Here is a 26192-nt window from a genome sequence, read left to right on the forward strand (position 1 = left end):
AACGGACCCACACCATGTATCAGTACGATCAATACGACCAGCGCATCGTCCAGGAACGTGTCGGGCAATTCCGCGACCAGGTGCGCCGCCGCCTGTCGGGCGAGCTGACCGAGGAAGAATTCCTGCCGCTGCGTCTGCAGAACGGCCTGTACATGCAGCGTCACGCGTACATGCTGCGCGTGGCCATTCCGTACGGCCTGCTGGCCTCGAAGCAACTGCGCATGCTGGGCCACATCGCCCGCAAGTACGACCGCGGCTATGGCCATTTCTCCACGCGCCAGAACATCCAGTACAACTGGATGGAGCTGGAGCACGTGCCCGACGTGCTGGCAGACCTGGCCAGCGTGGAAATGCACGGCATCCAGACGTCGGGCAACTGCGTGCGCAACATCACCACGGACCAGTTTGCCGGCGTGGCGCCGGACGAATCGGTGGACCCGCGCGTGCTGGCCGAACTGCTGCGCCAGTGGAGCACGTTCCAGCCGGAATTCGCGTTCCTGCCGCGCAAGTTCAAGATCGCGATCTCGGCCAGCCAGGACGACCGCGCCGTGGTGCAGATGCACGACATCGGCATCTATGCGTACAAGAACGCACAGGGCGAAACGCGCCTGCGCATCCTGGCCGGTGGCGGCCTGGGCCGTACGCCGATCCTGGGCACGATCATCAAGGAAGACCTGCCGTGGCAGCACATGCTGACCTACGTGGAGTCGGCCATCCGCGTGTACAACCGCTACGGTCGTCGCGACAACAAGTACAAGGCCCGCATCAAGATCCTGGTGAAGGCCATCGGCGCCGACAAGTTCGCCGCCGAAGTGGAAGAAGAGTGGAAGTTCAGCAAGGACGGTCCGGGTACGCTGACGCAGGCCGAGTTCGACCGCGTGGCGCAGTACTTCGCGCCGCCCGCCTACGAGAAGCTGGCCGACACCGACGCCTCGTTCGAAAAGCACCTGCTGGAGAACAAGGCGTTCTCCCGCTGGGTCAGCCGCAACGTGCGCGCGCACCGCGTGCCGGGCTACGCTTCGGTCACGCTGTCGACCAAGCCGGGCCCCGCGTCGCCCCCGGGCGACGCCACGGCCGAGCAGATGGATGCGGTGGCCGACTTTGCCGACCGCTACGGGTTTGGCGAACTGCGCGTGGCGCACGAGCAGAACCTGGTGCTGCCGGACGTCAAGAAGCACGACCTGTTCGCGCTGTGGGAAGAGGCGAAGAAGGCCGGTCTGGCCACGGCCAACATCGGCCTGCTGACCGACATCATCGCCTGCCCCGGCGGCGACTTCTGCTCGCTGGCCAATGCCAAGTCGATTCCGATCGCGCTGGCCATCCAGGAACGCTTCGACGATCTCGACTATGTCCATGACCTGGGCGAAGTCTCGCTGAACATCTCCGGCTGCATCAACGCCTGCGGCCACCACCATGTGGGCAATATCGGCGTGCTCGGCGTCGACAAGGATGGTTCCGAGTGGTACCAGGTGACGCTGGGTGGCGCCCAGGGCAATGACTCGGCGATCGGCAAGGTGATTGGCCCGTCGTTCAGCGCCGAGGAAATGCCCGAGGTGGTGACCCGCATCATCGACACGTTCGTGGCCAACCGTGCCGGCGACGAGCGCTTCATCGAAACGTTTGCCCGTATCGGCATCGCCCCGTTCAAGGAGCGCGTGTACGCCGACAAGCAGCGTGAAGAGCGCGCCGAAGCCTGACGAACGAGAGAGATTGAACATGGCAAAGATCATTCAACTGCAACGCGACGACGCTGGCCAATTCCGTCCCGTGATCGTCGAAGACAACTGGACCGTGCTGCGCGCCACCGAAGCACAGCCGCTGGACGAGGCGCATGTCGCCGCCGTGGCGCAGGGCACCGACGCCGTGCTGTTCCCGCTGTCGGTGTGGAAGGCCCACGCGGCGCTGCTGGGTGGCCGAGACAAGGCCATCACCGGCGTGTGGCTGGCACCGGAAGACGAACCGGGCGATGCCGAGGCGCTGTTCGACCGCGTGTCGGCCGTTGCCGTCGATTTCCCGGTGTTCCGCGATGGCCGCGGCTTCTCGTCGGCCTACCTGCTGCGCACGCGCTACCACTGGGCCGGCCAGCTGCGCGCCATCGGCGACGTGCTGCGCGACCAGCTGAACTTCATGAAGCGGTGCGGCTTCGACACGTTCGCCGTGCGTGCGGACAAGAACATCGAGGACGCGATCAAGGGCTTTACCGAGTTCACCGTGGCCTACCAGGCGTCGGTGGACGAGCCGCTGCCGCTGTTCCGCCGCGCACGTGCGGACGTGACCGACGCCACGGCACGGGGCGCCGCATGAGTGCCGTGATTTCCGAAATCCCAGTGGTCGATGCATCGGCCTCGCCGCTGCGCCCCCCAGCGCTGTGGACGAAGCCGGCGTACACGGGTTCGGTCGAGGCGCTGGAAGCCAAGGAGCGCGAGCTGGCCGAGCGCCTGTCGGGCATCGCCGCCCGGTTCTTCCGCGCGCGCTTTGCCACGAGCCTGGCCGCCGAGGACATGGTGCTGACCGACGCGATCCTGCGCGGCGGCGAAGCGGTGCGCGCCGGCATCCGCGTGTTCACGCTGAACACGGGCCGCCTGCACGCCGAGACGCTGGCGGTGCTGGACCAGGTGAAGGACCACTATGGCTACTCGATCGAGCAGTTCACGCCCGACCAGGACGCGGTGGACAACTACCTGCGCAACCACGGCCTGAACGCGTTCTACGACAGCGTGGACCTGCGCAAGAGCTGCTGCGGCATCCGCAAGGTGGAACCGCTGAACCGCGCGCTGTCGCACGCCGATGCCTGGATGACCGGCCAGCGCCGCGAACAGGCCGTGACGCGTGCCGAGCTGCCGTTCGAGGAAATGGACGAGGCGCGCGGCATTCCGAAGTTCAATCCGCTGGCGGACTGGACCGAAGCCGAAGTGTGGGCCTACCTGACGCGCCACAACGTGCCGGTCAACGCGCTGCACGCCAAGGGCTACCCCAGCATTGGCTGCGAGCCGTGTACGCGGGCGGTCAAGGCTGGCGAAGATGTGCGCGCGGGCCGGTGGTGGTGGGAAAACCGCGATTCGAAAGAGTGCGGGCTCCACGAACAGAACATCAAGCACTGAACAGAATTAGTAGAGGCCAGAACGACATGGGCATCATGAACGACATCGCAGACGCAGGCGTGGCCGCCAACGTGGAACACCTGCTGCAGGTCCAGAACGACCACCTCGACCGGCTCGAAGCCGAGTCGATCTACATCATCCGCGAGGTGGTGGCCGAATGCCGCAACCCGGCGCTGCTGTTCTCGGGCGGCAAGGATTCGATCGTCATGCTGCACCTGGCGCTGAAGGCCTTCCGTCTGGGCGACCGCAAGGTGGAACTGCCGTTCCCGCTGGTGCATATCGACACCGGCCACAACTATCCGGAAGTGATCGCGTTCCGCGACCAGCGCGTGGCCGAACTGGGCGCGCGCCTGGTGGTGGGCCATGTGGAGGATTCGATCAAGCGCGGCACGGTGCGCCTGCGCAAGGAAACCGACTCGCGCAACGCCGCGCAGGCGGTGACGCTGCTGGAAACCATCGAGGCGCACAAGTTCGACGCGCTGATGGGCGGCGCCCGCCGCGACGAAGAGAAGGCCCGCGCCAAGGAGCGCATCTTCTCGTTCCGCGACGAATTCGGCCAGTGGGACCCGAAGGCCCAGCGCCCGGAACTGTGGAGCCTGTACAACGCCCGCATGGCGCAGGGCGAACAGATGCGCGTGTTCCCGATCTCGAACTGGACCGAGCTTGACGTGTGGCAGTACATCGCCCGCGAAAATCTGGCCCTGCCGCCGATCTACTACGCGCACCAGCGCGAGGTGGTGCGCAAGAACGGCCTGCTGGTGCCGGTCACGCCGATCACGCCGAAGCAGGACGGCGATGTCAGCGAAGTGCTGTCGGTCCGCTTCCGTACCGTGGGCGACATCAGCTGCACCTGCCCGGTGGCCAGCGTTGCGGCATCGCCGGTGGAGATCATCGCCGAGACCGCGGTGACCGAGATCACCGAGCGCGGCGCCACGCGCATAGACGACCAGACGAGCGAAGCGTCGATGGAACGCCGCAAGAAGGAAGGCTATTTCTGATCGACGCAGCAGAGGAATACGACAATGTCTCACCAATCCCAACACCAAGGCCTGCTGCGTTTCATTACGGCGGGTTCCGTCGATGACGGCAAGAGCACGCTGATCGGCCGCCTGCTGTTCGACAGCAAGGCCGTGCTGTCCGACCAGCTGACCGCGCTGGCCAATGCCAAGAACAAGCGCACCGCCGGCGAGGAGATCGATTTCTCGCTGCTGACGGACGGCCTGGAAGCCGAGCGCGAGCAGGGCATCACGATCGATGTGGCATACCGCTACTTCTCGACCGCGCGCCGCAAGTTCATCATCGCCGATACGCCGGGCCACGAGCAGTACACGCGCAACATGGTCACGGGCGCCTCGACGGCCCACGCCGCCATCGTGCTGGTGGACGCCACGCGCGTCACGGTGACCGACGGCCGTGCCGAACTGCTGGCCCAGACCAAGCGCCATTCGGCGATCCTGAAGCTGCTGGAACTGCAGCACGTGATCGTGGCCGTGAACAAGATGGACCTGGTCGAATACAGCGAGCAGCGTTTCAACGACATCCGCACGGCCTACACCGCGCTGGCCGGGCAGCTGGGTCTGAAGGATGTGACCTACGTGCCGGTGTCGGCGCTGCGGGGCGACAACATCGTCCACGCCAGCGACGCCATGCCGTGGTACCAGGGCGAGCCGCTGCTGCCGCTGCTGGAAGCCCTGCCGGTGGAAGACGTGGCCCCCGAGGGCGACGCCGCGCTGCGCTTCCCGGTGCAGCTGGTGGTGCGCCAGGATGGCTCGGCCGCCGACGATTTCCGAGGCTACGCCGGCCGCGTGGAAGCGGGTACGGTGCGCGTGGGCCAGAAGCTGCGCGTGCTGCCGGCCAATCGCGAAGCCGTGGTGGCCGAGGTGCTGACGCCGAATGGCTCGGCCGACGCCGCCAACGCCGGCGACACAGTGACCGTGCGCCTGTCGGAAGACGTGGATGTATCGCGCGGTGACATGTTCGTCGCCGCTGACGCCGCTGCCGCGTCGGCCAAAAAGCTGACGGCGGACCTGTGCTGGTTCGACGACGAATCGCTGAATCCGTCGCGCAAGTACGTGCTCAAGCACACCACGGCCAGCGTGTTCGCCCGCGTGTCGACGGTGGATCGCGTGCTGGACGTGCACACGCTGTCGCACGAGACCGGCCGCCACGAGATCAACCTGAACGACATCGGTTCCGTGCAGATCTCGCTGCAGAAGCCGATCGTCTGCGACACCTACGGCGACAACCCCGCGACGGGGGCATTCGTGCTGATCGACGAAGCCACCAACCATACGGTGGCGGCGGGCATGATCCGTGCGTTTGCCTGATATCGTCCACGCTGGACAGATCGGATAACGGTGGCAGAGATGAACGCACAGAAGGCAACGTCGACCGGCAAGGTGTACCTGATTGGTGCAGGCCCCGGTGCGGCAGACCTCATTACGGTGCGGGGTGCACGGCTGTTGGGCGAAGCCCAGGTCGTGCTGCACGACGCGCTGGTGTCGCCCGAGATGCTGGCGTGGTGTCCCCAGGCCGAGCTGATCGAGGTGGGCAAGCGATGCGGCCAGCGGTCGACCGCGCAGTTGTTCATCAACCGCCAGATTGTCGATCTGGCCATCAAGTACGAGCGGGTGGTGCGCCTCAAAGGCGGCGATCCGATGCTGTTCGGCCGTGCCGACGAAGAACTGCAGGCGCTGGAAGCGGCCGGCATCGAATATGAGGTGGTGCCCGGCATTACCGCTGCCCTGGCGGCGGCCAGCGCCATTGCCCGGCCGCTGACCAAGCGCGGCGTGTCGCGCAGCGTGGCGTTCGCCACGCAGGCCAAGGCGGCCGATGCCGTGGACGTCGAGGCTGACGTCAAGGCCGATACCATCGTCTATTACATGGGCCGCGACCAGGCCGCCAATATCGCCGCGCAACTGATGGCGCGCGGCAAGCCGGCATCCACGCCCGCCTGGGTGGTGGAGGCGGCCACCACACCCAATCAACGCAGCCGGCAATTCACGCTGCGCCAGATGGCGGCGGGCGAGGCGGCGCGCTGGATGGACCCGGTGCAGCCCAGCCTGCTGATGATTGGCGAGGCATTGGGCACCCGCGCAACCGAGCATGTCGAAGCCCACGCAAAGGGCGAGCGGGCGGCGTGATCCGGTCGTCTGTGGAAATGCGAAAAGGCCAGCGTGTCAGCGCTGGCCTTTTCGCATTTTGAACCGCTGGCCCTCTCCCTGACCCTCTCCCGCAAGCGGGAGAGGGGACCGGCTCACAGCGGTTCAGCTTCCTCGCCGCAAGCGGGGGACCGGCTCACAGCCGTTCAAACACTGCCGGTCTGCTCCCCTCGCCGACAGCGGAAGAGGGGACCGGCTTACAGCCGTTCAGACACTGCCGGTTTGCTCCCCTCGCCCGCTTGCGGGAGAGGGGCTGGGGGAGAGGGTCAGCGCGCAATATGCCGCAATGGCATCCAGCACCCCATCCACCTCGCCAACGGCCGTGGCGGCCTGAATCGTCACCCCCGGATACTTCGCCCGGCATTCCTCGATCAGCACCGGAAAATCGCGCCGCAGATGGCCACCCTGGCCAAAAAAGACCGGCACCACGGTGATCGCATTCACGCCAGTTCCGGCCAGCTCATCGATGGCTTCCGCCAGCGACGGCGCCATCAGTTCCAGAAAGGCCAGCCGGACCGCACAACCGGGCAGCAACGCCACGAGCTTGCCTTGCAGCCGGTCGAACGGCTCGCGCCAGCGGGCGTCGCGGGCGCCGTGGCCGAACAGGACGATGGCGGGCTTCGATGCAGCCATCGTCAGTGCCGATCCACCCAGCGCAACGATGTCAGCGCGATGGTCAGGTACAGCGTGCCCGGCACCAGCGCCGAGACGATCGGCGGCCACGTGTGCAGCAGGCCCACGTGCGAGAACAGCGTATTGGCCAGGTGGAACGACAGGCCCAGCATGATGCCGCCGAACACCTTCACGCCCACCGCGCCGGCCCGTGCGTGCAGGTAGGCGAACGGCAGGGCCAGCGCCACCATCACGAACAGCGTCAGCGGATAGACCACCTTCTTCCAGAACGCGATCTCGTATCGCTGCGTGTCCTGCTTGTTGTCGCGCAGGTGGCGGATATAGCGGAACAGGTCCAGCGTCGACATCCGCTCCGGCGTGACCAGCAGCACCGACAGGATCTGCGGGGTCAATTCGGAGTGCATCACCATGTTCGGGAACAGTGCCTGCTCGGCGCGGAAGTCGGGCGCCAGTGCATCGCGCTTGGCGGCGGGCTGGCCGGCCTGGGCCGGTCGGGCCGGCTGGGCGGCCTGGCCTGCCGGAAGGTCGCGCAGTTCGGCAAAACGGGTCTCGTTGACGTCGTTGAGCTGCCATTGCTGGCCGCCCTGGTACCGGCCTTCCTTGGCCACGCGGATCACGCGCAGGCGGTAGTTGCTGTCGAACTCGTAGATCGTGATGCCATTGATGGTCTGATCCGCCTTCAGGCCCTGAACATTGACAAAGCGGGTGATCTCGCCGCCACCCGCCGCGTCGCGATCGCGGTCCTTGACCCAGACACCCGACCGGAAGCCCGACGACACCGTGGCGCCAATCGCCTCCAGCTTGATCTTCTGCGCGTACTGCTCGGCGGCCGGGCCGATGAATTCGCCGAACACGAAGGTGACCACGGCCAGCGGCACGGCCAGTTTGAACAGCGAGAACAGCGCCTGGCGCGTGTTCAGGCCGGCCACGCGGAAGATCGTGTACTCGGACTGGCTGGCCAGTTGCGAGAACACGTAGATGGCGCTGATCAGCACCGCGATCGGCAGCACCTCGTAGATCCGCGTCGGCGCTTGCAGCATGACGTGGAAGAACGCCACCATCGACGTGTATTTGCCCTGCACGCTCTCCAGTTCGCTGAGCATGTCGAAGAAGATGAACAGCGCCAGCACCGCAAACAGGATGAACGAGAAGACCCCGTAGATCAGTCGCGCGAAATAACGCTCATAGACGGCCAGGATTCTCATGCCTTGCCCCCGCCGCTCTTGCCGTTCGCCTTCCCGAGCCGGTGCAGGCCGAACACCGCCCGCCAGCCGCCCAGGCTGCGGTTTGCACGGTAGCGGAACATCAGCAGCGCGCAAAGGAACACGAAGACGTGGATCGGAACCAGCGCCGTCCAGAACGAGAGCGACCCCGAGCGCACCCAGGCCTGGGCCAGGTTGATCATGTTGCTGTACGTCAGGTAGATCAGCACGGCGAACACCAGCGGCGTATAGCGGCCCAGGCGCGGGTTCACATAGGCCAGCGGGATGGCGATCATCACGAAGTTGAAGGCCAGGATCGGCAGCGACACGCGCCACAGCAGTTCGCCGAGGTTTTCACGCGTGGGATTGCGCAGCAGGTCGATCGTGTCCCGGCTCTTGGCCGGCTGGTCGGCTTCGGTCTCCGGGGGCTTGTTGTCGACCCTCACGGCGTATTTATCGAATTCGATGATCCGATAGTTGAGCTGGCCCGGGATGCCGGCGTAGCGGCGGCCATGCTCCATGACCACCAGGCGGTCACCGTTGGCCTGGGTTTCGAACTGGCCCTGGTGCGACAGCGCCACCCCGATCTTGCCAGCCTCCGAATTTGCAACAAAAACGTTACGGGCGTGCTTCATGTCGGCGTCGATGCCCTCGATGAACAGCACGTAGTTGCCGTTGGCGGGCTCGATGAAGCGCCCGGAGGCGATCATCGACAGCACGCCGCGCTGCTGGAAGCGGTCGCGGAACAGCGCGCTCTGCTGGTTGGCCCACGGCCAGGCGAAGGTGCCCAGCAGCAGCGCCATGATGAAGAACGGCGTGGCGAACTGCAGCACCGGCTTGACCAGGTCGCGCAGCGAAATGCCGGCCGAGAACCACACCACCATCTCCGAGTCCTTGTACCAGCGCGTCAGGACGATCAGGGTCGAGATGAACAGCGTGGCCGACAGCAGGATCGACAGGTAGCCAATGGTGGCCAGGCCGATCAGCATCAGCACGTCGTTGGGGCTGGCCTTGCCGTTGGCGGCCATGCCCAGGATGCGGATCACGAGCGACGTCAGCATGAACGTCAGCATCACCAGGAACACCGCACCGGCGGTGTAGGCGAGCTCGCGTCGCAGGGCTTGTTGAAAAATCATGCGTGAATCGCTTCCGGCTTCCGGCCGGCGCGGGCGATATGCCGGGGGCCGAGGGACTGGCAGGACCGCGGGCTGTCAGCTTGCAGGATCGGCGGCGGCAGATCGCGGATGAAAATCGCGGATAATGGGGGCTTTCTTTTCGACGAGCCCCTGGAAGGAAGCGCGATGGAATTTAGCACAAAAGCCCTGGATCTGAGCAAAGCCGGCCAAAATGGTTTCCTGGCCACCAAGACCGACTGCCTGGTGGTAGGCCTGTTCGAGGGCCAGAATCTTGCCGGCGTGGGCAAGGCACTGGACGTGGCCACCAAGGGGCTGGTGGCGCGCCTGGTCAAGCAGGGCGATTTCGAAGGCAAGCGCGGCAGCCATCTGATGCTGCACGAAGTGGCCGGCATCGGCGCCGCCCGCGTGCTGCTGGTGGGCCTGGGCAAGGAAGCCGAATTTTCGGACAAGGCCTTTGCCGAGGCCGTGCGCACGGCCATGCGTGCGCTGGGCGGCACGCGTGCCGCATCGGCACTGTGGTGCCTGGCCCAGCAGGTGCCGCAGCAGCGCGACGTGGCCTGGGCCGTGATCACCACGATCAGCATCGTGCGCGAAGCCGGCTATCGCCTGCTGGAGCGCCATCCCGAACTCAAGCGCGCGGCCAAGGGCGCCGGCGCGGCCGACAAGCCCACGCTGCGCAAGTTCGTGCTGGCCGTGGACGCGGCCGACGCCAAGGCGGCCACCCAGGCCGTGGTGCGCGGCACGGCCATCGCCAACGGCATGGAACTGACCCGCGACCTCGGCAACCTGCCGTCGAACATCTGCACGCCGACCTACCTGGCCAATACCGCCCGCGGCATCGCCAAGAAGCACAAGCTCAAGGTCGAAATCCTGGGCCGCAAGCAGATCGAGGCGCTGAACATGGGCGCCTTCCTGGCCGTGACCAAGGGCAGCGTGGAGCCGCCGCAGTTCATCGTGCTGCGCTATGACGGCGCCAGCGCCAAGGCCGCGCCGGTGGTGCTGGTGGGCAAGGGCATCACGTTCGACACCGGCGGCATCTCGCTGAAGCCGGGCGAAGGCATGGACGAGATGAAGTACGACATGTGCGGCGCCGCGTCGGTGCTGGGCACCATCCAGGCCGTGGCCGAGATGGGCCTGAAGCTGAACGTGATCGCCGTGGTGCCCACCTGCGAGAACATGCCGGCCGGCAACGCCACCAAGCCGGGCGACGTGGTGGTCAGCATGTCGGGCCAGACCATCGAGATCCTGAACACGGACGCCGAAGGCCGCCTGATCCTGTGCGACGCGCTGACCTATGTGGAGCGTTTCAAGCCGGCCGCCGTGGTCGACGTGGCCACGCTGACCGGCGCCTGCATCATCGCGCTGGGCCATGTGAACAGCGGCCTGTACGCGCGCAGCGACGTGCTGGCCGACCAGCTGCTGAACGCCGGCCGCAAGGCCATGGACACCGCCTGGCGCCTGCCGCTGGACGATGACTACCAGGACCAGCTCAAGTCGAACTTTGCCGACATGGCCAATATCGGCGGCCGCCCGGCCGGCAGCGTCACGGCGGCGTGCTTCCTGGCGCGTTACACCGAGAAGTACGACTGGGCCCACCTGGATATCGCCGGCACCGCCTGGAAGAGCGGCGCGGCAAAGGGGGCGACGGGCCGTCCGGTACCGCTGCTGACGCAGTTCCTGATGGACCGTGCCGGGTAACCGGCCAATCGAAGGCAGCACAGGATGACGCGCATCGACTTCCACAGCAACGTGCCGGATACGCTGGCCTACGTCTGCCGCCTGGTCCGCAAGGCCTATGGGGCAGGGCAGAAGGTGGTGGTGTTCGGCGCCCCGCAGCAGCTGGCGCAGCTTGACGCGCGGCTGTGGTCGTTCTCGCCGCTCGACTTCCTGCCGCATTGCGGGCTGGACAGCCCCAATGCGGCGGTGACGCCGATCATCCTGGCCGCCACGCTGGAACAGGTGCCGCACCACCAGCTGCTGGTCAATATCGCGCCGGAAGCCCCGGCGCAGTTCGCCAGCTTCGAGCGAATGATCGAGGTGGTGGGCGCCACCCCCGACGCCCGCGACGCCGGCCGCGATCGCTATCGTTTCTATCGTGAGCGCGGGTATCCGCTCACGCACCATGACATCGGGCAGGCCAAAGGAGAATCGGCATGAGCGAACGCACGACATCGCGGGTGATTCCGCGGCTGGGGCCCAATGACAGCGTGCCGCTGCTGACCGAAATCGTCGAATTGCCAGACGCGGCGTTCGAGGCGCCCACGCAGCCGCTGGATCAGCCGGCGGCGCAGCCAATGGCCGCACGGCCTGGCGCCACGGTCATCGATACCGCCGACATGCCCGACTCGGGCGTGGTGACGGCAGTCGGCGACACCGATTCGCTGGCCGACGCCGCCACGGCCGCGGACACGCAGCCGCCGATGGTGGACCCTGCGGCCTTCCTGCCCGGCGAGGACGACCTGCGCGCGGTGCGCACCGAACTGCTGACGCGCGTGATGATGCGTTTCCGGACCGAATGGCCGCAGGTGGTGGAAGCCCATACCGAGGCCACGCTGCAGTCGCGCCTGGCGCCGCTGACGGCCCAGTTGGCCAGCGAACTGACGCAGGCGCTGGAGGCAAGGCTGGTGGAGTGGCTCGACGCCACGCTGGAAGAGATCGAACGGGACCCGGGCGGGATGTAGACAGTTTTCTCCCCTCTCCCATTGATGGGAGAGGGGCGGGGGAGAGGGCGGGCGGTTCAAATTGCGCCGGATTGGCAAGCAGAACCTCTCGGCCCTCTCCCCCAGCCCCGCTCCCGCCGTGCGGGAGCGGGGAGCGGGTCAGCGGTATTTCAACCTCAGTCCGTCACCGCGCCCTTGCTGGCCGTCGATGCCAGTTTCGAGAACTTCGCCAGCACCCCGCGGGTATAGCGCGGCGCCGGCTGCTTCCAGCCGGCACGCCGCCTGGCCAGTTCGTCGTCCGGCACGTTCAGTTGCAGCACCAGCTGGTGCGCGTCGATCGTGATCGAATCGCCTTCCTGCACCAGCGCGATGGTGCCGCCGACGTAGGCTTCCGGTGCCACGTGGCCGACCACCATGCCCCAGGTGCCGCCCGAAAAGCGGCCGTCGGTAATAAAGCCCACCGATTCGCCCAGCCCCTTGCCGATGATGGCCGAAGTGGGCGCCAGCATTTCCGGCATGCCCGGACCGCCCTTGGGGCCCAGGTAGCGCAACACCAGGACATCGCCGGCATTGATCTTGTCGCCCAGGATGGCCTCCATCGCGCTCTGTTCGTCCTCGAACACGCGTGCCGGGCCGGTGATGACCGGATTCTTGAGCCCGGTGATCTTGGCCACGGCGCCTTCCTCGGCCAGGTTCCCCTTCAGGATGGCCAGGTGGCCCTGCTTGTAGAGCGCGCGATCGAGCGGCATGATCACGTCCTGGTCGGCGCGCGGGTGGTCGGGTACGTGCTCCAGTTCCTCGGCCAGCGTGCGGCCCGTGATGGTCAGGCAGTCGCCATGCAGCAACCCTGCGTTCAGCAGGATTTTCATGACCTGCGGAATGCCGCCGGCCCGATGCAGGTCGGTGGCCACGTAGTCGCCCGACGGCTTCAGGTTGCAGATCACCGGCACGCGGCGGCGGATGCGCTCGAAATCGTCGATGGTCCATTCCACTTCGGCCGAGTGGGCGATGGCCAGGTAGTGCAGCACGGCGTTGGTGGACCCGCCGGTGGCCATGATCAGCGTGACGGCGTTTTCGATGGACTTGCGCGTGATGATGTCGCGCGGCTTGATGTCCTTCTTGACCGCCTCCACCAGCACACGGGCCGATTCGGCGGCGCTGTCGACCTTTTCCTGGTCCGGGTTGGCCATGGTGGACGAATACAGCAGCGACATGCCCAGCGCCTCGAACGACGAACTCATCGTGTTGGCCGTGTACATCCCGCCGCACGAGCCGGTGCTCGGGCAGGCGTTCTGTTCCACGCCCTCGAAGTCTTCCTGGCTCATGCGGCCGGCCGTGAACTCGCCCACGGCCTCGAACGACGACACGATGGTCAGATCCTTGCCCTTCCAGTTGCCCGGCTTGATGGTGCCGCCGTACACGTAGATGCCGGGCACGTTGGTGCGCGCCAGCGCGATCATGCCGCCCGGCATGTTCTTGTCGCAGCCGCCTATCACGACCACGCCGTCCATCCACTGGCCCTGCGCCGCGGTCTCGATGCAGTCAGCAATCACTTCGCGCGAGATCAGCGAATACTTCATGCCTTCGGTGCCCATCGACATGCCGTCCGAGATGGTCGGCGTGCCGAAGATCTGCGGATTGGCGCCCGACGCGCGCACGGCATCCACGGCGGCATCGGCCAGCCGCTGCAGGCCGGCATTGCACGGGGTAATCGTCGAATGGCCATTGGCGATGCCCACCATCGGCTTGTCGAAGTCTTCCTTCTTGTAGCCGAGCGCGTAGTACATCGACCGGTTGGGGGAGCGCGCCACGCCTTGCGTGATGTGCTGGGAGCGTTTGTTGAAGGCCATGAAGTCTCTCCGGGGGATGCCGGACCCGCGCTCGATACGCCGCCGCGCCGGCCGTTTTTTGGTGGGGTGCCGGCAAGCATGCGCTTGGCGTTTTAGCGTGTCAAATATATTATTCGAGCGTTATTAGGTCGAAAAACATATCAATCGGAAAGGACGGCCCCGTTGGATCTACGCCAGTTGCGTTACTTCGTCACAGTGGCCGAAGAGTTACATTTCGGGCGGGCGGCCCGTCGCCTGGCCATGACCCAGCCGCCGCTGTCTCAACAGATCCAGGCACTGGAGGAAGAGATCGGCGTGCAATTGTTCGTGCGCACGCGGCGATCGGTGATGCTGACGCCGGCGGGCCAGCAGTGGCTGCCCGAGGTGCGGCGCGTGCTGGCCGACGCCGGGGCGCTGCCGGGGCTGGCCCAGCGGCTGGCGCGCGGCGAGGTGGGGTCGCTGGCGCTGGCCTTTGTCAGCACGGCCGATTACGGCATCCTGCCTGACCTGCTGCGGCATTTCCGCGCGCAACACCCGGACGTGCAGCTGCAACTGCGCGAAGCCACCAGCGATGTCCAGTTCGAGGCGCTGGCCGAAGGCACGATCGACGCCGGGCTGGTCATCCGCCCGCAACTGCCCGTGATGCCGCATGGCCTGTCCTACCTGCCGCTGGTGCGCGAGCCGCTGGTGCTGGCCGTGCCCGATGGATGGCGGCCCGCCGGCCGCGCCACGGTGCCGCAGGCGGTGGCGCTGCGCGATGCCGCGCGCGAGCCGCTGGTTATCTTCCCGCGCCGAAGTGCGCCAGCGTTTTATGACATCATTACGGGCTACTATGCGCGCGACGGCCTGACGCCGGTGATTGCCCAGGAGGCCATCCAGATGCAGACGATCGTGAGCCTGGTGTCGGCCGGCATGGGTGTGGCGCTGGTGCCCGCGTCGCTGCGCAACCTGCGGCGCACGGGCGTGTCCTACCTGACCTTGCTCGACGCCGGCCCGGAGATCGAGACTGGCCTGGCCTGGCGCGAGGGCGCGGCCGGGGTGGCGCCGGTGCTGCGGTCGTTCATCGACATCGCCACCGGGCTGGCCGGCGCCATCGGGCTGACGCATGACCCTGGCATCACGACATAGAACAACGCGCAGCACGCCGCGCGCTCCAAACTTACCGCTACTCTCCCGCTACTCCATGCTCGTTCATCCGCAATTCGATCCGGTTGCCATCCACCTGGGGCCGCTGGCCATCCGCTGGTACGGACTGATGTACCTGGCCGGCTTCATCATGTTCCTGTGGTTCGGCCGGCTGCGTATCAAGCAGCCCCATGTCGCGGCGCGCGGCTGGGTGGCGCGCGATCTCGACGACATGCTGTTCTACGGCGTGCTGGGCGTGATCCTGGGCGGCCGCCTCGGCTATGTGCTGTTCTACAAGCCGAGCTACTACCTGACCCACCCGCTGGAGATCTTCAAGGTATGGGAAGGCGGCATGGCCTTCCACGGCGGATTCCTGGGCGTGCTGGTGGCGATGTGGGTGTTTGCCAAGGTGCGGCGCCGCCACTGGATGGAAGTGACCGACTTCATCGCGCCGCTGATCCCGTGCGGGCTGGCCGCCGGCCGCATCGGCAACTTCATCAACGGCGAACTGTGGGGGCGTGCCACCGATCTGCCCTGGGGCATGATCTTCCCGCAGGCCGGCGACAACATTCCGCGTCATCCGTCGCAGCTGTACCAGTTTGCCGGCGAAGGCGTGGCGCTGTTCATCATCCTGTGGCTGTTCGCGCGCAAGCCCCGGCCGATGGGTGCCGTGTCGGGCGTGTTCCTGATCGGCTATGGCGCATTCCGCTTCCTGGCCGAGTTCACGCGCGAGCCGGACAGCTTCCTGGGCCTGCTGGCGCTGAAGCTGTCGATGGGCCAGTGGCTGAGCCTGCCGATGATCCTGGTCGGCGTGCTGATGGTGGTGTGGGCGTATCGCCGCCAGGCCAACGGCGCGGCGGCCGGCGCGGCGCGTTGAGGCTGGCTGTCTCCCTGGTCTTGCTCCCGTCTCCCGCAAGGCGGGAGCGGTGAGCACAAAACTACCGCGCGTTCCGGATCGCGTCGATCCGTTCTCTGGTCAGCGGGTGCGTCGAGAAGAATCCTTCCTTATCCTCCCCATCGTCCCGGCCGGACCGCTTGCCGCGCCCGCCGTGGGCGTCTTCCAACTGCTGTAGCGCATCGGCCAGCGCCGACGGCGGCAGCCGGTTTTCCCGCAGGACTTCCACCGCAAACGCATCGGCCTCGCGCTCGTGATCGCGCGAGTAGCGCATGGCCAGCATCGCCGTGGGCACCGTGGCCAGCAGCGACGACACGTCGCCCAGGAAGTACGCGGTCAATGCGCCAACCGCCGACGCCTGGAACACCTGCTGCAGCCCGTGGCGTTGCGTGACGTGGCCGGCCTCGTGCGCCAGCACGCCCATCATGGCCGCGCCGGTGCCCAGCAGCTTCACCAGTTCGTCGGTCACGACGATGGTGCCGCCGGGCAGGGCCAGTGCATTGGCACCGATGCCACCGCCGTGGCGGAACAGGATCTGGTAGTCGTGGCCGGGATCGGCCGGCCGGCGCAGCGCCGCGAAATTGTCGCGGATGCGTTGCTGGTCGGCGGCCGGCAGTGTGCTCGGCTTGACGATGCCCCGGTCCAGGCTGTCCAGCGTGGTGCGGCCCAGTTGCGCTTCCAGCGATGCCGGTATCGTGCGTGCAACCAGAACCGCGGTCCACGGCAGCAGGTAGAAATACGAGACCGCTACGAACAGCACCAGCCCCAGCATCGACAGCCCGACCAGGCGCCAGCTGTTCTGCGCGCGCGACACCCAGCCTTCCCGATGGCCGGTGGCGGCCAGCATGGCGTCAAAGCCGGCGTGGTCGGTGATCTCGCAGTAAGCCCCGTCGGCGAACGTCACCAGACGCGGGCCGCGCCGGATGCGTTCGGAGACGCGCAACGATGCCAGCGGCGCGCGGCGCAGTTCGTCGCCGCCGGCATCCTGCAGCACGGCGTGGCCGTCCCGGACGTGCAGCACGACCGGGTGCGCGCGCGACGTACGGCCATCGAAGTATTGCGCGGCAATCATGGTGGCCCGCTCCTTCGCTTACAGCGCGATGTCGATGTCGTACCAGTCCGCCGCGGCATCGCCCAGCGCGCCCACGTGCTGCTTTTCGCCGACCACGAAGGCGTCGAGCGCGCCCACGGCGACCATCGTCATCGATTCGACGCGATAGCGTACCGAACGCACGCGCGCGAACGGGTAGAACAGCCCCAGCGTCAGCGCCGTGAGGATCAGGTTCGTGAGCGAGATCAAAAACAGGCTGCGGGCCTTGACGTCGCTGCGGAAGTGGTGGGGCGCCAGGGTGGTGTGATTCCACACCGCATTCTGCAGCCTGGCCTGGAAGAACGGGGCGGTCAGCAGGAAACCCGCATACGTCGCCAGCGCCGTCAGCAAGGCCGCAATGGCGAACCCAATGTGGCCGCCCACCTCGTTTCCCAGGGCCACCCCGCCGGCGCCGCCAGCCACCAGGCACAGCAGCACCACGCCCGCCGTGACGAGGTAGACGCGGTAAAAGTCGCCGGCCGTGCCGTCGAAGGCGAATTGCGCGGTCCCGAAGCGCGAGTTGTTGTGCTGGTACCGTTTGAGGCGCTGGTGGGCCATCGGCGCCAGCAGCCACAGCGTCAGCCCGGCCAGCAGCGGCCACAGCAGGAAGACCGTATAGCCGTCGCGGTTGGTGCCCGTGAACGCGAAGCGCAGGCCCCGATAGCTGGAATTGGCCATGCGGAAGCGCAGTGACCGCACCAGCAGCAGCGGAAACACCACGGCCAGCGCCAGCGCCATCAACATGCCCAGCTCCGGCGAGAACTTGAGGACCAGCTGATACAACGCAAACAGGCCGAAGACGATTCCACGCCCCTTGAGGATCGCCTTCGCATTGCCGTGGTAGTCGAAGGTGGCCCCGTCCAGTTGCGTGCTGCGGTAGAAATATTGCTGCGTGCGCACCTTGGCCCATGCGGAATAAATCCCCAGCGTGACGATGGTCAGCACCGTGTTGACAATCCAGATCCGGAAATACTCGGACCCCGACCCGGTAAATGCGAATTTCAGGTGGCGCGGCACCTGGCTGTCCGGCGCGACGACGTCGGCCTCCAGGCCGTTTTGATCTTCCCAATTCATTGAATCGACCTCTCCAGTTGTGACGGGGCGCTTTTTTTTGCGGCTGGCGCTTGTTTCAGGTTTGCAACCAGTTGGCACGCGGCTTTGGTGCGCGTTTCCACACATTCTCGCACCCGCGTGTACCGCTGCGGTCACAAATGCTTGGGGCGGCTCGCCTTGGCTGCGAGGGCGAGGGTAACTGGGTCGTAACGACAAAGAAACATCCTGTTACATCATCAGCAGACTGTCACAAGTCGTGTTTCGTCCTCCCCAATGAAATCAATGACTTAGGGCTGGTGGCACAGTCCTCGCTATGCAGCCTGTTACAAGATCGCTCGGGACACGCCATGTACGGCCCGACACGGCCCGAAGGGGAGGGTGCGCACGACCATGCGCCGGCGCCGTGGCAACGACAAAAAGCCGAACGGGAAAAGGCACGGGAACCATCCGCACTCCACGACGAGTGCTTTAACGGGGTAGGCGCGGGGCCAGCGCCGGCAAATGAATCTGACCCGCAAGCGTCCGGCATATCTTGCCCGGCGCCCAAGTCGAAGACCCAAGCGGTTCTTTCATGCGCGGGCAATCTTCCTGCAGGGAGGCAGGAGGATTGCCCGCCGCACCTCTCGATTTCCCTGAGTTTCCGATCCGCCACGCTTGCTGCCCCGCAGCATCGAAACCGCTTGCGGCCGCCGCCACAATCCATAATTATGAATTATTGCGGCGTAATCGCCTCTCGCGACGCCGCAGCGGCATGGCATGTTCCCGTGTGGTTTTCCCCCCCCTCATCGCGAACGCAGGGAGAAGGCATGATGCGAATCGTCAGGCAGGCGCTGTACCTGGAGGTGGCAGACCGGCTGCGCGCGATGATCGACGATCGCACGCTGGTGCCCGGTGCCTGGATCGACGAGGTGGCGCTGGCGGCGTCGCTGGGCACGTCGCGCACGCCGCTGCGTGAGGCACTGAAGGTGCTGGCCGCCGAAGGGCTGGTCCGGCTGGAGCCCCGGCGCGGCTGCTTCGTCAACGCGCTGACCGAGCAGGACCTGGACGACATCTTCCCGCTGATGGCGCTGCTGGAAGGGCGTTGCGCCTACGAGGCCGCGCGCAATGCCACGCAGGCCGATCTTGCCGCGCTCGAAGGCCTGCACGCCGACCTGGCGCGCTACGCGCAGGCTGGCGATATCGATGCCTACTACGAAACCAACTACCAGATCCATGAAGCGATCCAGCGGCTGGCGGGCAATCGCTGGCTGTCGGGCGTGGTCAGCGACCTGCGCAAGGTGCTGCGCCTGTCGCGCCACAAGAGCCTGCGGCTGCCGGGACGCATTCACGAATCGTGTGCCGAACATCTGTCGGTGTTCTCGGCATTGAAGGCCCACGACCCCGAAGGGGCCGAGGCCTTGATGAAGACCCACGTGTTGCGTCAGCGCGGCGCCTTGCGGAGGCTCGACGCGGCCGAGCCCACCCCTGCAGCCACCGCCCCGCCGGCCGCGCCGCTGCGCCTGGCCGGGCAGGGCTGACGCCCGACCGACCCGGCTTGCCCATTTTCCACCGACCTCGCAGAACACGACCATGACTGCCCTCGATCCCGCCGATCCACTGAAAGTCAGTGCTCCGCTCGATGCCAGCGAGCCCGTCAGCGACTCGCTGTTCTCGCGCTTTGGGCGCTGGTGGAGCCGCAAGGACGACGCGCCCAGGCCCGCCGCGCCGGACGCGACGGACCCGGCGCAGCACACGCTGTCCACGCGCGCCGTCAAACGCCAGCGCGAACAGCTGCGCCAGTGCTTCGAGGCGCGCCTGACCGACGGCGCTGCCAATGCCGCCGCCCTGGCCTGGCAGGATGAATACCAGGCGGCGGCCGAGCCGCTGCGCCAGGCCATGCTGGGCGTGCTGGCCGACGTGGCGGCCGGGCGCGATACGCCGGGCGGCGCGTCCGGCAGCGGGGCGGCAGGCGCATCGGCGGGCGCGGCGTCGGGGCTGTCGCAGGCCCTGTCGAATGCGCGTATCCGCTTCTTCAAGCGCATTGCCGCGCATCACGGCAAGCGTGGCGACAGCGCCTGCGGCCTGCACTTCCTGATCCAGCTGCGTTCGGACATGCTGCGCTGGCAGAAGCGCATTCCCGGCCTGCGGGCGCTGGACGAAGACCTGGAGGCGCTGTTCTCCAACTGGTTCGACGTGGGCCTGCTGGAACTGCAGCCGATCACCTGGGATTCGCCGGCGTCGCTGCTCGAAAAGCTGATCCGCTACGAAGCCGTCCACGAAATCTCGTCGTGGAACGACCTGCGCAACCGGCTCGATTCGGACCGCCGCTGCTATGCGTTCTTCCATCCGCGCATTCCGCGCGAGCCGCTGATCTTCGTGGAAGTGGCGTTCGTGCCCGAGATGGCCGCCAACGTCCAGACGCTGCTGGACGAGGCCGCGCCGCTGGAAGACCTGCGCCGCGTGAAATGGGCCATCTTTTATTCGATCTCGAACACGCAGACGGGCCTGCGCGGCGTCAGTTTCGGCAACTTCCTGCTCAAGCGCGTGATCGAGGAACTGCAGCGCGAATTCCCGAAGCTCAAGCAGTTCGCCACGCTGTCGCCGATTCCGGGCTTTGCCGACTGGTTGCGCAAGCAGGACGGCGAGTCGGTTGCACGCATCCTGGGTGACAAGCGGGTGTCGCGCTGGCGCGAACGGCATGGCGAGACGCCGGCCGATGGCGCCGCCTGGTTTGCCGCGCTGCCGGCCGACGCGCAGGACCCTGTCATCCGCGATACGGCGCTGGCGCTGGTGGCGCACTACCTGGTGCGCCAGGGCGGCAAGGGCGTGCCGGCCGATCCGGTGGCGCGCTTCCACCTCGGTAACGGGGCATGTGTCGAGCGCGTGAACTGGGGCGCCGACCTGTCGCGAAAAGGCCGCGCACAGTCATGCGGGGTGATGGTGAATTATCTTTACGTGCCCGAGGCGCTGGATGACAATCTGGCTCGCCTTGGCGATGGCAACCCCCGCGTCAGCCGCGCGGTGGCCAAGCTGCTGTAGCCCTCGGGTCGGGCGCGGACGCCAGGCAGGTTTCTTGTCGGGTGGGTGGCAGTAGGCAGTACTTCGATTGACTTTCCACGCAGTGAGTAGAGAGAGGAGACAGTACATGAGTCGTCAGCGCAAACTGACCGCGTTCGCACGCGTCTTTGCAATCGCCGGCCTGGTGGCCGGCACCGGGGCCGGCCTCCATGCGCCGGCCGCGCAGGCCGCGGACCCCTGGCCGAACAAGCCCGTCACCGTGATCGTGCCGTTCCCGGCCGGCGGCGGCACCGACGCGTTCGCGCGGCCGTTGACCGCGCAGCTTTCCAAGCAGCTGGGCAAGCAGTTCGTGATCGACAACCGCGGCGGCGCCGGTGGCACGGTGGGCGCCAGCCTGGCGGCCAAGGCCGCGCCGGACGGCTACACGGTCTTCATCGGCGGGGCGCACCACGCCATCGCGCCGTCGTTCTACAAGAAGCTCGACTACGACATCGAGAAGGATTTCGTGCCGATCACGGTGATCGCGCAGCCGCCGCAGGTGATCGTGGTGAATCCGTCGAAGGTGCAGGCCAGCACGGTGAAGGATCTGATCGCCTATGCCAAGGCGCATCCGGGCCAGCTCAACTACGCATCGGCCGGCAACGGCTCGGCGCACCATCTGGCCGGCGAGCTGTTCAAGCTGCAGACCCAGACCGATCTGGCGCATGTGCCGTACAAGGGTGCCGGCCCGGCGCTGTCCGACCTGATCGCCGGCCAGGTGGACCTGATGTTCGACGGCCTCGGCTCATCGGCGCAACATATTCGCGCCGGCCGTATCAAGGCCCTGGCCGTGGCGTCGAAGACGCGCTCGGCGGCGTTCCCGAACGTGCCGACGGCGGCCGAGGCGGGCGTGCCGAACTACGAGGTGTCCACCTGGTACGCGCTGTGGGCGCCCAAGGGCACGCCGAAGGAGATCGTCGACAAGCTCTACGCCGAGACCACCAAGGCGCTGAACAGCCCCGAAATGAAGGCTATCTGGCTGCAGAACGGTTCGGACATCCCGCAGTTCACGCAGGAACAGTTCGCGCAGTTCCAGCGCGCCGAGATCAAGCGATGGGCCGAGGTGGTGCAGCGTTCGGGCGCCAAGATCGACTGATGGGCGGCACCGTCACGTTCGCCCGCGATGGCCAGGTGGTCACCGTCACGCTGTCGCATCCGGGCAAGCTCAACGCGATATCGGCCGGCATGTGGCAGGCGCTGGCCACCGGGTTTGACGCGCTGGCGGCCGAGGTGGCCAGCGCGCCCGACCCGGCGGCGCGTCCGCCGCGCTGCGTGGTCGTGCGCGGCGCCGACGGCAACTTCGCCGCCGGGGCCGACATCGCCGAATTTCCAGTGGTGCGGGGCGACGCGGCCGCGGTGCGCCGCTATCACACGGCCATCATCGCGCCGGCGTTGCGGGCCATCGCCGAATGTCCATTGCCGACGCTGGCGGCCATCGAAGGCGTCTGCGTGGGCGGCGGGCTGGAAATCGCGTGCAACTGTGACCTGCGCGTCGCTGCGGCGGGCAGCCGCTTCGGCGTGCCGATCAACCGGCTGGGGTTTCCGATGGCGCCCGGCGAACTGCAGGGCCTGCTGGCCCTGGCAGGGCGTGCCGTGACGCTGGAAATCCTGCTGGAAGGCCGCGTGTTCGACGCCGCCGAGGCGGCCGCCAAGGGGCTGCTGACGCGCGTGGTGCCCGAGGCGGCCCTGCACGACGAGGTGGCCGCCACGGTGCATCGTCTCTGCGCCGGGGCGCCGCTGGCCGCGCGCATCAACAAGGCCACCATCCGCCGCCTGTCGCCGGCGCCGGCGCCGCTGACCGCCGCGGAACTGGACGCCCACTTCGCCTATGCCGGCAGCCGCGACCACGCCGAGGGCGTGGCCGCCTTCCTGGCGCACCGGCCTCCGGATTTCACCGGGGAGTAATATGTCGGCCGGCCGGCTATCATGGCCGGCTGCCCCGGCGCCTTCGCCTGCCGTCCCCGGGCATGCCTTTCCCTTTTGCTCCGTACCATGAACGCCAATCTGTTCGCCCTGTTCGAATCCCGTTTTCCTGCCGACCGCAGCGCCTGCTGCATCGAAACGCATGACGGCCTGTATTACACGTGGGACGACCTGGACCGCGCCACGGCCAAGCTTGCCAACCTGCTGACCGCCCTGAAGCTGCCGGCGGGCGCGCGCGTGGCCGTGCAGGTGGAAAAGTCGCCGGAGGCGCTGTTCCTGTACCTGGCCACGCTGCGGGCCGGCTATGTGTACCTGCCGCTGAACACCGCGTACCAGGAAGCCGAGATCGACTATTTCGTCGGCAATGCCGAGCCGGCGGTGGTGGTTTGCAGCAGCAGCAACTTCGGCTGGGTGTCGAAGGTGGCGTTTGCGCACAACACGGCGCACGTGTTCACGCTCGACGACAACCGTACCGGATCGCTGCTGCAGCGCGCGGCGGCACAGCCGGACACCTTCGAGACCGTGCAGCGCGCGGACGACGATCTGGCGGCCATCCTGTACACATCGGGCACCACCGGCCGCAGCAAGGGCGCGATGCTGACGCACCGCAACCTGGCATCGAACGCGCTGACGCTGAACGAATACTGGGGCTGGCGCAGCGACGACGTGCTGCTGCACATGCTGCCGATCTTCCACGTCCACGGGCTGTTCGTGGCGTCGCACGGCGCGCTGCTGGCCGGCGCCAAGATGATCTGGGCGCCCAAACTGGACATGGGCCAGATCCTGAAATTCATCCCGCGCTGCACGGTGATGATGGGCGTGCCGACCTACTACGTGCGCATGGTGCAGGAGTCGCGTTTCGACAAGGATCTCTGCAAGAACATGCGCCTGTTCGTGTCGGGTTCGGCGCCGCTGCTGCTGGAAACGTTCGACGCCTTCCGGGAGCGTACCGGCCATACGATCCTGGAACGCTACGGCATGAGCGAAACCGTGATGCTGGTCTCGAATCCGTACGACTCCGCGCTGGGTGACCGTATCGGCGGCACCGTGGGGATGCCGCTGCCAGGCGTCTCGGTGCGCGTGATGGACGGCGAGGGCAACCTGTGCCCGCCGGGCGTGATCGGCAATGTTCAGGTTCAGGGGCCCAACGTGTTCAAGGGCTACTGGCGCATGCCGGAAAAGACCGCCGAGGAATTCACCGCCGATGGCTGGTTCAAGACCGGCGACGTGGGCCGCTTCGGGGGTGCCATCGTCAGCCAGGCGGGCGAGCGCAAGGTGCCGGACAACTACCTGACCATCGTCGGCCGCAGCAAGGATCTGATCATCTCGGGCGGCTACAACGTCTACCCGAAGGAAATCGAGAGCTTTATCGACGAGATGCCCGGCGTGGTGGAATCGGCCGTGATCGGCGTGCCCCATGCCGATTTTGGCGAGGCCGTGGTGGCCGTGGTGGTGCGCAAGCCCGGCGCCGATATCGACGAGGCCGGCATGATCGGCACGCTCAAGGGCCGTATCGCCAACTTCAAGGTGCCCAAGCGCGTGCATGTGGTGGACGAACTGCCACGCAACACGATGGGCAAGGTGCAGAAGAACGTGCTGCGCCAGCAGTTCGCCGCGCTGTAATCCGAAGCCATCCAAGAAAAAGCCCCGCCCCAAAAAAATGGGAGCGGGGCTTTTTCTTGTTTGCTTGTTGCGATGTCGCTTACTTCACCATCTGCACCGACCCGTTGACCGACACGGTCACCTGGGTCTTGCCGCCTTCCACCGGAATCGGCGCGCCGGCATCGGCAGACATGGCCTTGGCCGCGTACATGCGCGGCACCGGCGGCATCATGCCGCCCGACTCATTGACCGAGACTTCGCGGATCGTGAAGCTGCTGAAGCCGAACAGCTTGGTCGTGGCCTGCGCCTTGTCGCGGAAAGCCGCCACGGCCTGGTCGGCCAGCTTCTGCTCGGCGGCGCGGCGGGCCTCGCGCGACAGCGAGAATCCGACGTTCTGCACCTGCATCTGGTTGGCCAGTTCGCCAGCCAGTTTCGACACGGCGGCGAAGTCCTTGGACTTGAGGATGATCTCCGAACGGCCGCGCCACGTGCTGATCTTGCCGTTGCGGTCGGTATTCGGATGAATCGTGAAGCCGCCGGACTGCGCTTCCACGCCCGACACGCGCTTGGCTTGCGCCAGTGCCGCCTGGGTACGCGACGACAGCGCGTTCGAAATGGCGGAAGGCTCGGGCCCTTCCTGCTCGGTGGCCAGCACCAGCGTGACCACGTCGGTCGGCACTTCGGTCACGGCTTCGGCGGACAACGACAGCACGCCCGAAGGCTGCGGCACGGCAACGGTCTGGGCCGAGGCCACGGCGGCGGCAGTGCCCAGCAGCGAGGCGACCAGCAATTTCTTCATATTGTTCTCCGATCAATGTGATGGCTATCAGATGCGAAGCCTCGCATTTCGTTCCATGCGGGCTCTTGCATGAAAGCTCTAACGGCCGGGCGGCCGGATCGGGGTTAAGGCGGGCAAAAAAAATGCGCGGCCAGAAGACTGCGGCCGCAGATGCTACTTCATCAGCTTTTCGGTGATGAAGCGCCATTCGGCCGGTGTGACGGGCGTGATCGACAGCCGGTTGCCCTTGCGCAGCACCACCATGTCGGCCAGCGCGTCATGTTCGCGCAATGCCGGCAGCGGGATCAGCGCGCTCTTCTTGACGAAGCGCACGTCCACCAGCGACCAGCGGGGCGCCTCCTGCCGGGATGCCTTGTCGTAGTAGTCGCTCTTCGGGTCGAACTGCGTGGGATCGGGATAGGGCTGCGAGCAGACCTCGGCAAGGCCGGCGATGCCGGGTTCGGGACACGACGAGTGATAGAACAGCACGCCGTCGCCGATGCGCATCTGGTCGCGCATGAAGTTGCGCGCCTGGTAGTTGCGCACGCCGGTCCATGGCAGCGTGCCTTCACGGGCCAGATCGTCGATGCTGGCTTCATCCGGTTCGGACTTCATCAGCCAGTACTGGCGGGCGCGCGCGTCGGGCATGGATCCGTGACAGGTCAGGCGTTGAAATGAAAAAGGCGGTGGTTCGTTGAAACCACCGCCTCTTCACCACTTGAAGGGGGTCCCCGCCTCGGCCGCTGGGTCGGCATCCTGAACCCAAGTGAGGTTCAGAGTGGCTGCGGAAGTCGTATTTCGGGTACATCGCCCACTCAGGGAGTCCGGACCGAAGCCAGGACTATGAATGCGGTAACGCGCTCGCCCACACGACATGATCCCGCACCATGCAATGCATATCGGTTCAAGGAGTTTATGACCCTCACGAACCAGGCAGGGAAACTGTCAAACGTCTGACTTGAGTTCCT

General features: G+C 66.5%; 24 protein-coding genes and 1 other RNA gene. 16 read left to right on the forward strand and 9 right to left on the reverse strand.

The window, feature by feature from the left end:
* The first annotated feature begins 14 nt into the window (after positions 1-14).
* From AC24R4_RS20205 to cobA, 6 genes are read left to right on the forward strand one after another with little or no spacing between them, the layout of a single operon-like run.
* Positions 15-1697 (forward strand): nitrite/sulfite reductase, encoded by a 1683-nt coding sequence (locus tag AC24R4_RS20205; protein WP_400393081.1) that lies wholly within the window; start codon positions 15-17, stop codon positions 1695-1697.
* Between the two features lie 19 nt (positions 1698-1716).
* The gene (locus AC24R4_RS20210) at positions 1717-2304 is read left to right on the forward strand and encodes a DUF934 domain-containing protein (RefSeq protein ID WP_400393083.1); all 588 of its coding nucleotides are present in this window, start codon (positions 1717-1719) and stop codon (positions 2302-2304) included.
* The gene (locus tag AC24R4_RS20215) at positions 2301-3101 is read left to right on the forward strand and encodes a phosphoadenylyl-sulfate reductase (RefSeq protein ID WP_400393085.1); all 801 of its coding nucleotides are present in this window, start codon (positions 2301-2303) and stop codon (positions 3099-3101) included. The genes AC24R4_RS20210 and AC24R4_RS20215 overlap by 4 nt, the downstream gene beginning before the upstream one ends.
* 26 nt (positions 3102-3127) lie before the next feature.
* Positions 3128-4099 carry a sulfate adenylyltransferase subunit CysD gene (gene cysD, locus AC24R4_RS20220; protein WP_400393087.1) on the forward strand — a complete coding sequence of 324 codons (972 nt, stop codon included), beginning with the start codon at positions 3128-3130 and terminating at the stop codon, positions 4097-4099.
* Between the two features lie 24 nt (positions 4100-4123).
* A complete protein-coding gene (locus tag AC24R4_RS20225; RefSeq protein WP_400393089.1) occupies positions 4124-5428 on the forward strand; it encodes a sulfate adenylyltransferase subunit 1 in 1305 nt (434 codons plus the stop codon).
* 39 nt (positions 5429-5467) lie between these two features.
* The gene (gene cobA / locus AC24R4_RS20230) at positions 5468-6244 is read left to right on the forward strand and encodes a uroporphyrinogen-III C-methyltransferase (protein ID WP_400393091.1); all 777 of its coding nucleotides are present in this window, start codon (positions 5468-5470) and stop codon (positions 6242-6244) included.
* 225 nt (positions 6245-6469) lie between these two features.
* Here the strand turns inward: cobA and AC24R4_RS20235 are convergent, their stop codons facing one another.
* The 3 genes from AC24R4_RS20235 to lptF are packed head-to-tail and all read right to left on the reverse strand — an operon-like array spanning position 6470 to position 9233.
* On the reverse strand, positions 6470-6895 hold the full coding sequence (locus AC24R4_RS20235; protein WP_487523510.1) for a sirohydrochlorin chelatase: 426 nt from the start codon (positions 6893-6895) through the stop codon (positions 6470-6472).
* 2 nt (positions 6896-6897) lie between these two features.
* Positions 6898-8100 (reverse strand): LPS export ABC transporter permease LptG, encoded by a 1203-nt coding sequence (lptG, locus tag AC24R4_RS20240; protein WP_400395013.1) that lies wholly within the window; start codon positions 8098-8100, stop codon positions 6898-6900.
* Positions 8097-9233, reverse strand: a complete 1137-nt coding sequence (lptF, locus tag AC24R4_RS20245; protein WP_400395011.1) for an LPS export ABC transporter permease LptF — start codon at positions 9231-9233, stop codon at positions 8097-8099. Before lptF ends, lptG begins: the two co-directional genes overlap by 4 nt.
* Before the next feature lie 165 nt (positions 9234-9398).
* Between lptF and AC24R4_RS20250 the strand changes: the two genes are divergently transcribed.
* From AC24R4_RS20250 to AC24R4_RS20260, 3 genes are read left to right on the forward strand one after another with little or no spacing between them, the layout of a single operon-like run.
* Positions 9399-10931: a leucyl aminopeptidase gene (locus tag AC24R4_RS20250; RefSeq protein WP_400395009.1), complete on the forward strand. Its 1533-nt coding sequence runs from the start codon at positions 9399-9401 to the stop codon at positions 10929-10931.
* Between the two features lie 24 nt (positions 10932-10955).
* Entirely contained in the window at positions 10956-11390 is a 435-nt protein-coding gene (locus tag AC24R4_RS20255; RefSeq protein ID WP_400395007.1) for a DNA polymerase III subunit chi, read from the forward strand.
* Positions 11387-11914 (forward strand): DUF2486 family protein, encoded by a 528-nt coding sequence (locus tag AC24R4_RS20260; RefSeq protein WP_400395005.1) that lies wholly within the window; start codon positions 11387-11389, stop codon positions 11912-11914. Before AC24R4_RS20255 ends, AC24R4_RS20260 begins: the two co-directional genes overlap by 4 nt.
* A 155-nt stretch (positions 11915-12069) precedes the next feature.
* On the opposite strand, the gene ilvD is transcribed toward AC24R4_RS20260, so the two are convergent.
* Positions 12070-13743 carry a dihydroxy-acid dehydratase gene (gene ilvD / locus AC24R4_RS20265; protein ID WP_400393018.1) on the reverse strand — a complete coding sequence of 558 codons (1674 nt, stop codon included), beginning with the start codon at positions 13741-13743 and terminating at the stop codon, positions 12070-12072.
* Between the two features lie 162 nt (positions 13744-13905).
* Here ilvD and AC24R4_RS20270 point away from each other — a divergent pair, with 162 nt between their 5' ends.
* Positions 13906-14850 (forward strand): LysR family transcriptional regulator, encoded by a 945-nt coding sequence (locus AC24R4_RS20270; protein ID WP_400393016.1) that lies wholly within the window; start codon positions 13906-13908, stop codon positions 14848-14850.
* 55 nt (positions 14851-14905) lie between these two features.
* Complete coding sequence (gene lgt / locus AC24R4_RS20275; RefSeq protein ID WP_400393014.1) at positions 14906-15724, forward strand: prolipoprotein diacylglyceryl transferase; 819 nt, start codon at positions 14906-14908, stop codon at positions 15722-15724.
* 61 nt (positions 15725-15785) lie between these two features.
* Here lgt and AC24R4_RS20280 read toward each other — a convergent pair whose 3' ends face one another.
* Together AC24R4_RS20280 and AC24R4_RS20285 are read right to left on the reverse strand one after the other, a co-directional pair.
* On the reverse strand, positions 15786-16814 hold the full coding sequence (locus tag AC24R4_RS20280; protein WP_487523511.1) for a M48 family metallopeptidase: 1029 nt from the start codon (positions 16812-16814) through the stop codon (positions 15786-15788).
* Between the two features lie 18 nt (positions 16815-16832).
* Positions 16833-17906 carry a YjgN family protein gene (locus AC24R4_RS20285; RefSeq protein ID WP_487523512.1) on the reverse strand — a complete coding sequence of 358 codons (1074 nt, stop codon included), beginning with the start codon at positions 17904-17906 and terminating at the stop codon, positions 16833-16835.
* 788 nt (positions 17907-18694) lie between these two features.
* Between AC24R4_RS20285 and AC24R4_RS20290 the strand changes: the two genes are divergently transcribed.
* The 5 genes from AC24R4_RS20290 to AC24R4_RS20310 all read left to right on the forward strand — a co-directional run bounded on the left by AC24R4_RS20290 (position 18695) and on the right by AC24R4_RS20310 (position 24467).
* On the forward strand, positions 18695-19402 hold the full coding sequence (locus tag AC24R4_RS20290) for a GntR family transcriptional regulator (protein ID WP_400394508.1): 708 nt from the start codon (positions 18695-18697) through the stop codon (positions 19400-19402).
* Positions 19403-19454: 52 nt separating this feature from the next.
* On the forward strand, positions 19455-20903 hold the full coding sequence (locus tag AC24R4_RS20295; RefSeq protein ID WP_400394499.1) for a malonyl-CoA decarboxylase domain-containing protein: 1449 nt from the start codon (positions 19455-19457) through the stop codon (positions 20901-20903).
* Positions 20904-21009: 106 nt separating this feature from the next.
* A complete protein-coding gene (locus AC24R4_RS20300) occupies positions 21010-22017 on the forward strand; it encodes a Bug family tripartite tricarboxylate transporter substrate binding protein (RefSeq protein ID WP_400394501.1) in 1008 nt (335 codons plus the stop codon).
* Complete coding sequence (locus tag AC24R4_RS20305) at positions 22017-22826, forward strand: enoyl-CoA hydratase/isomerase family protein (protein ID WP_400394503.1); 810 nt, start codon at positions 22017-22019, stop codon at positions 22824-22826. Before AC24R4_RS20300 ends, AC24R4_RS20305 begins: the two co-directional genes overlap by 1 nt.
* A gap of 87 nt (positions 22827-22913) precedes the next feature.
* Entirely contained in the window at positions 22914-24467 is a 1554-nt protein-coding gene (locus AC24R4_RS20310) for a malonate--CoA ligase (RefSeq protein WP_400394505.1), read from the forward strand.
* Between the two features lie 79 nt (positions 24468-24546).
* Here the strand turns inward: AC24R4_RS20310 and AC24R4_RS20315 are convergent, their stop codons facing one another.
* From AC24R4_RS20315 to ssrS, 3 genes are all read right to left on the reverse strand, one after another.
* Entirely contained in the window at positions 24547-25245 is a 699-nt protein-coding gene (locus AC24R4_RS20315) for an SIMPL domain-containing protein (protein ID WP_487523513.1), read from the reverse strand.
* 153 nt (positions 25246-25398) lie between these two features.
* Complete coding sequence (locus tag AC24R4_RS20320; protein WP_400393535.1) at positions 25399-25872, reverse strand: EVE domain-containing protein; 474 nt, start codon at positions 25870-25872, stop codon at positions 25399-25401.
* Between the two features lie 76 nt (positions 25873-25948).
* Positions 25949-26167: non-coding RNA, 6S RNA (gene ssrS, locus AC24R4_RS20325), on the reverse strand.
* Positions 26168-26192: the final 25 nt, after the last annotated feature.

Source organism: Cupriavidus sp. CER-90 (genome assembly GCF_057652055.1).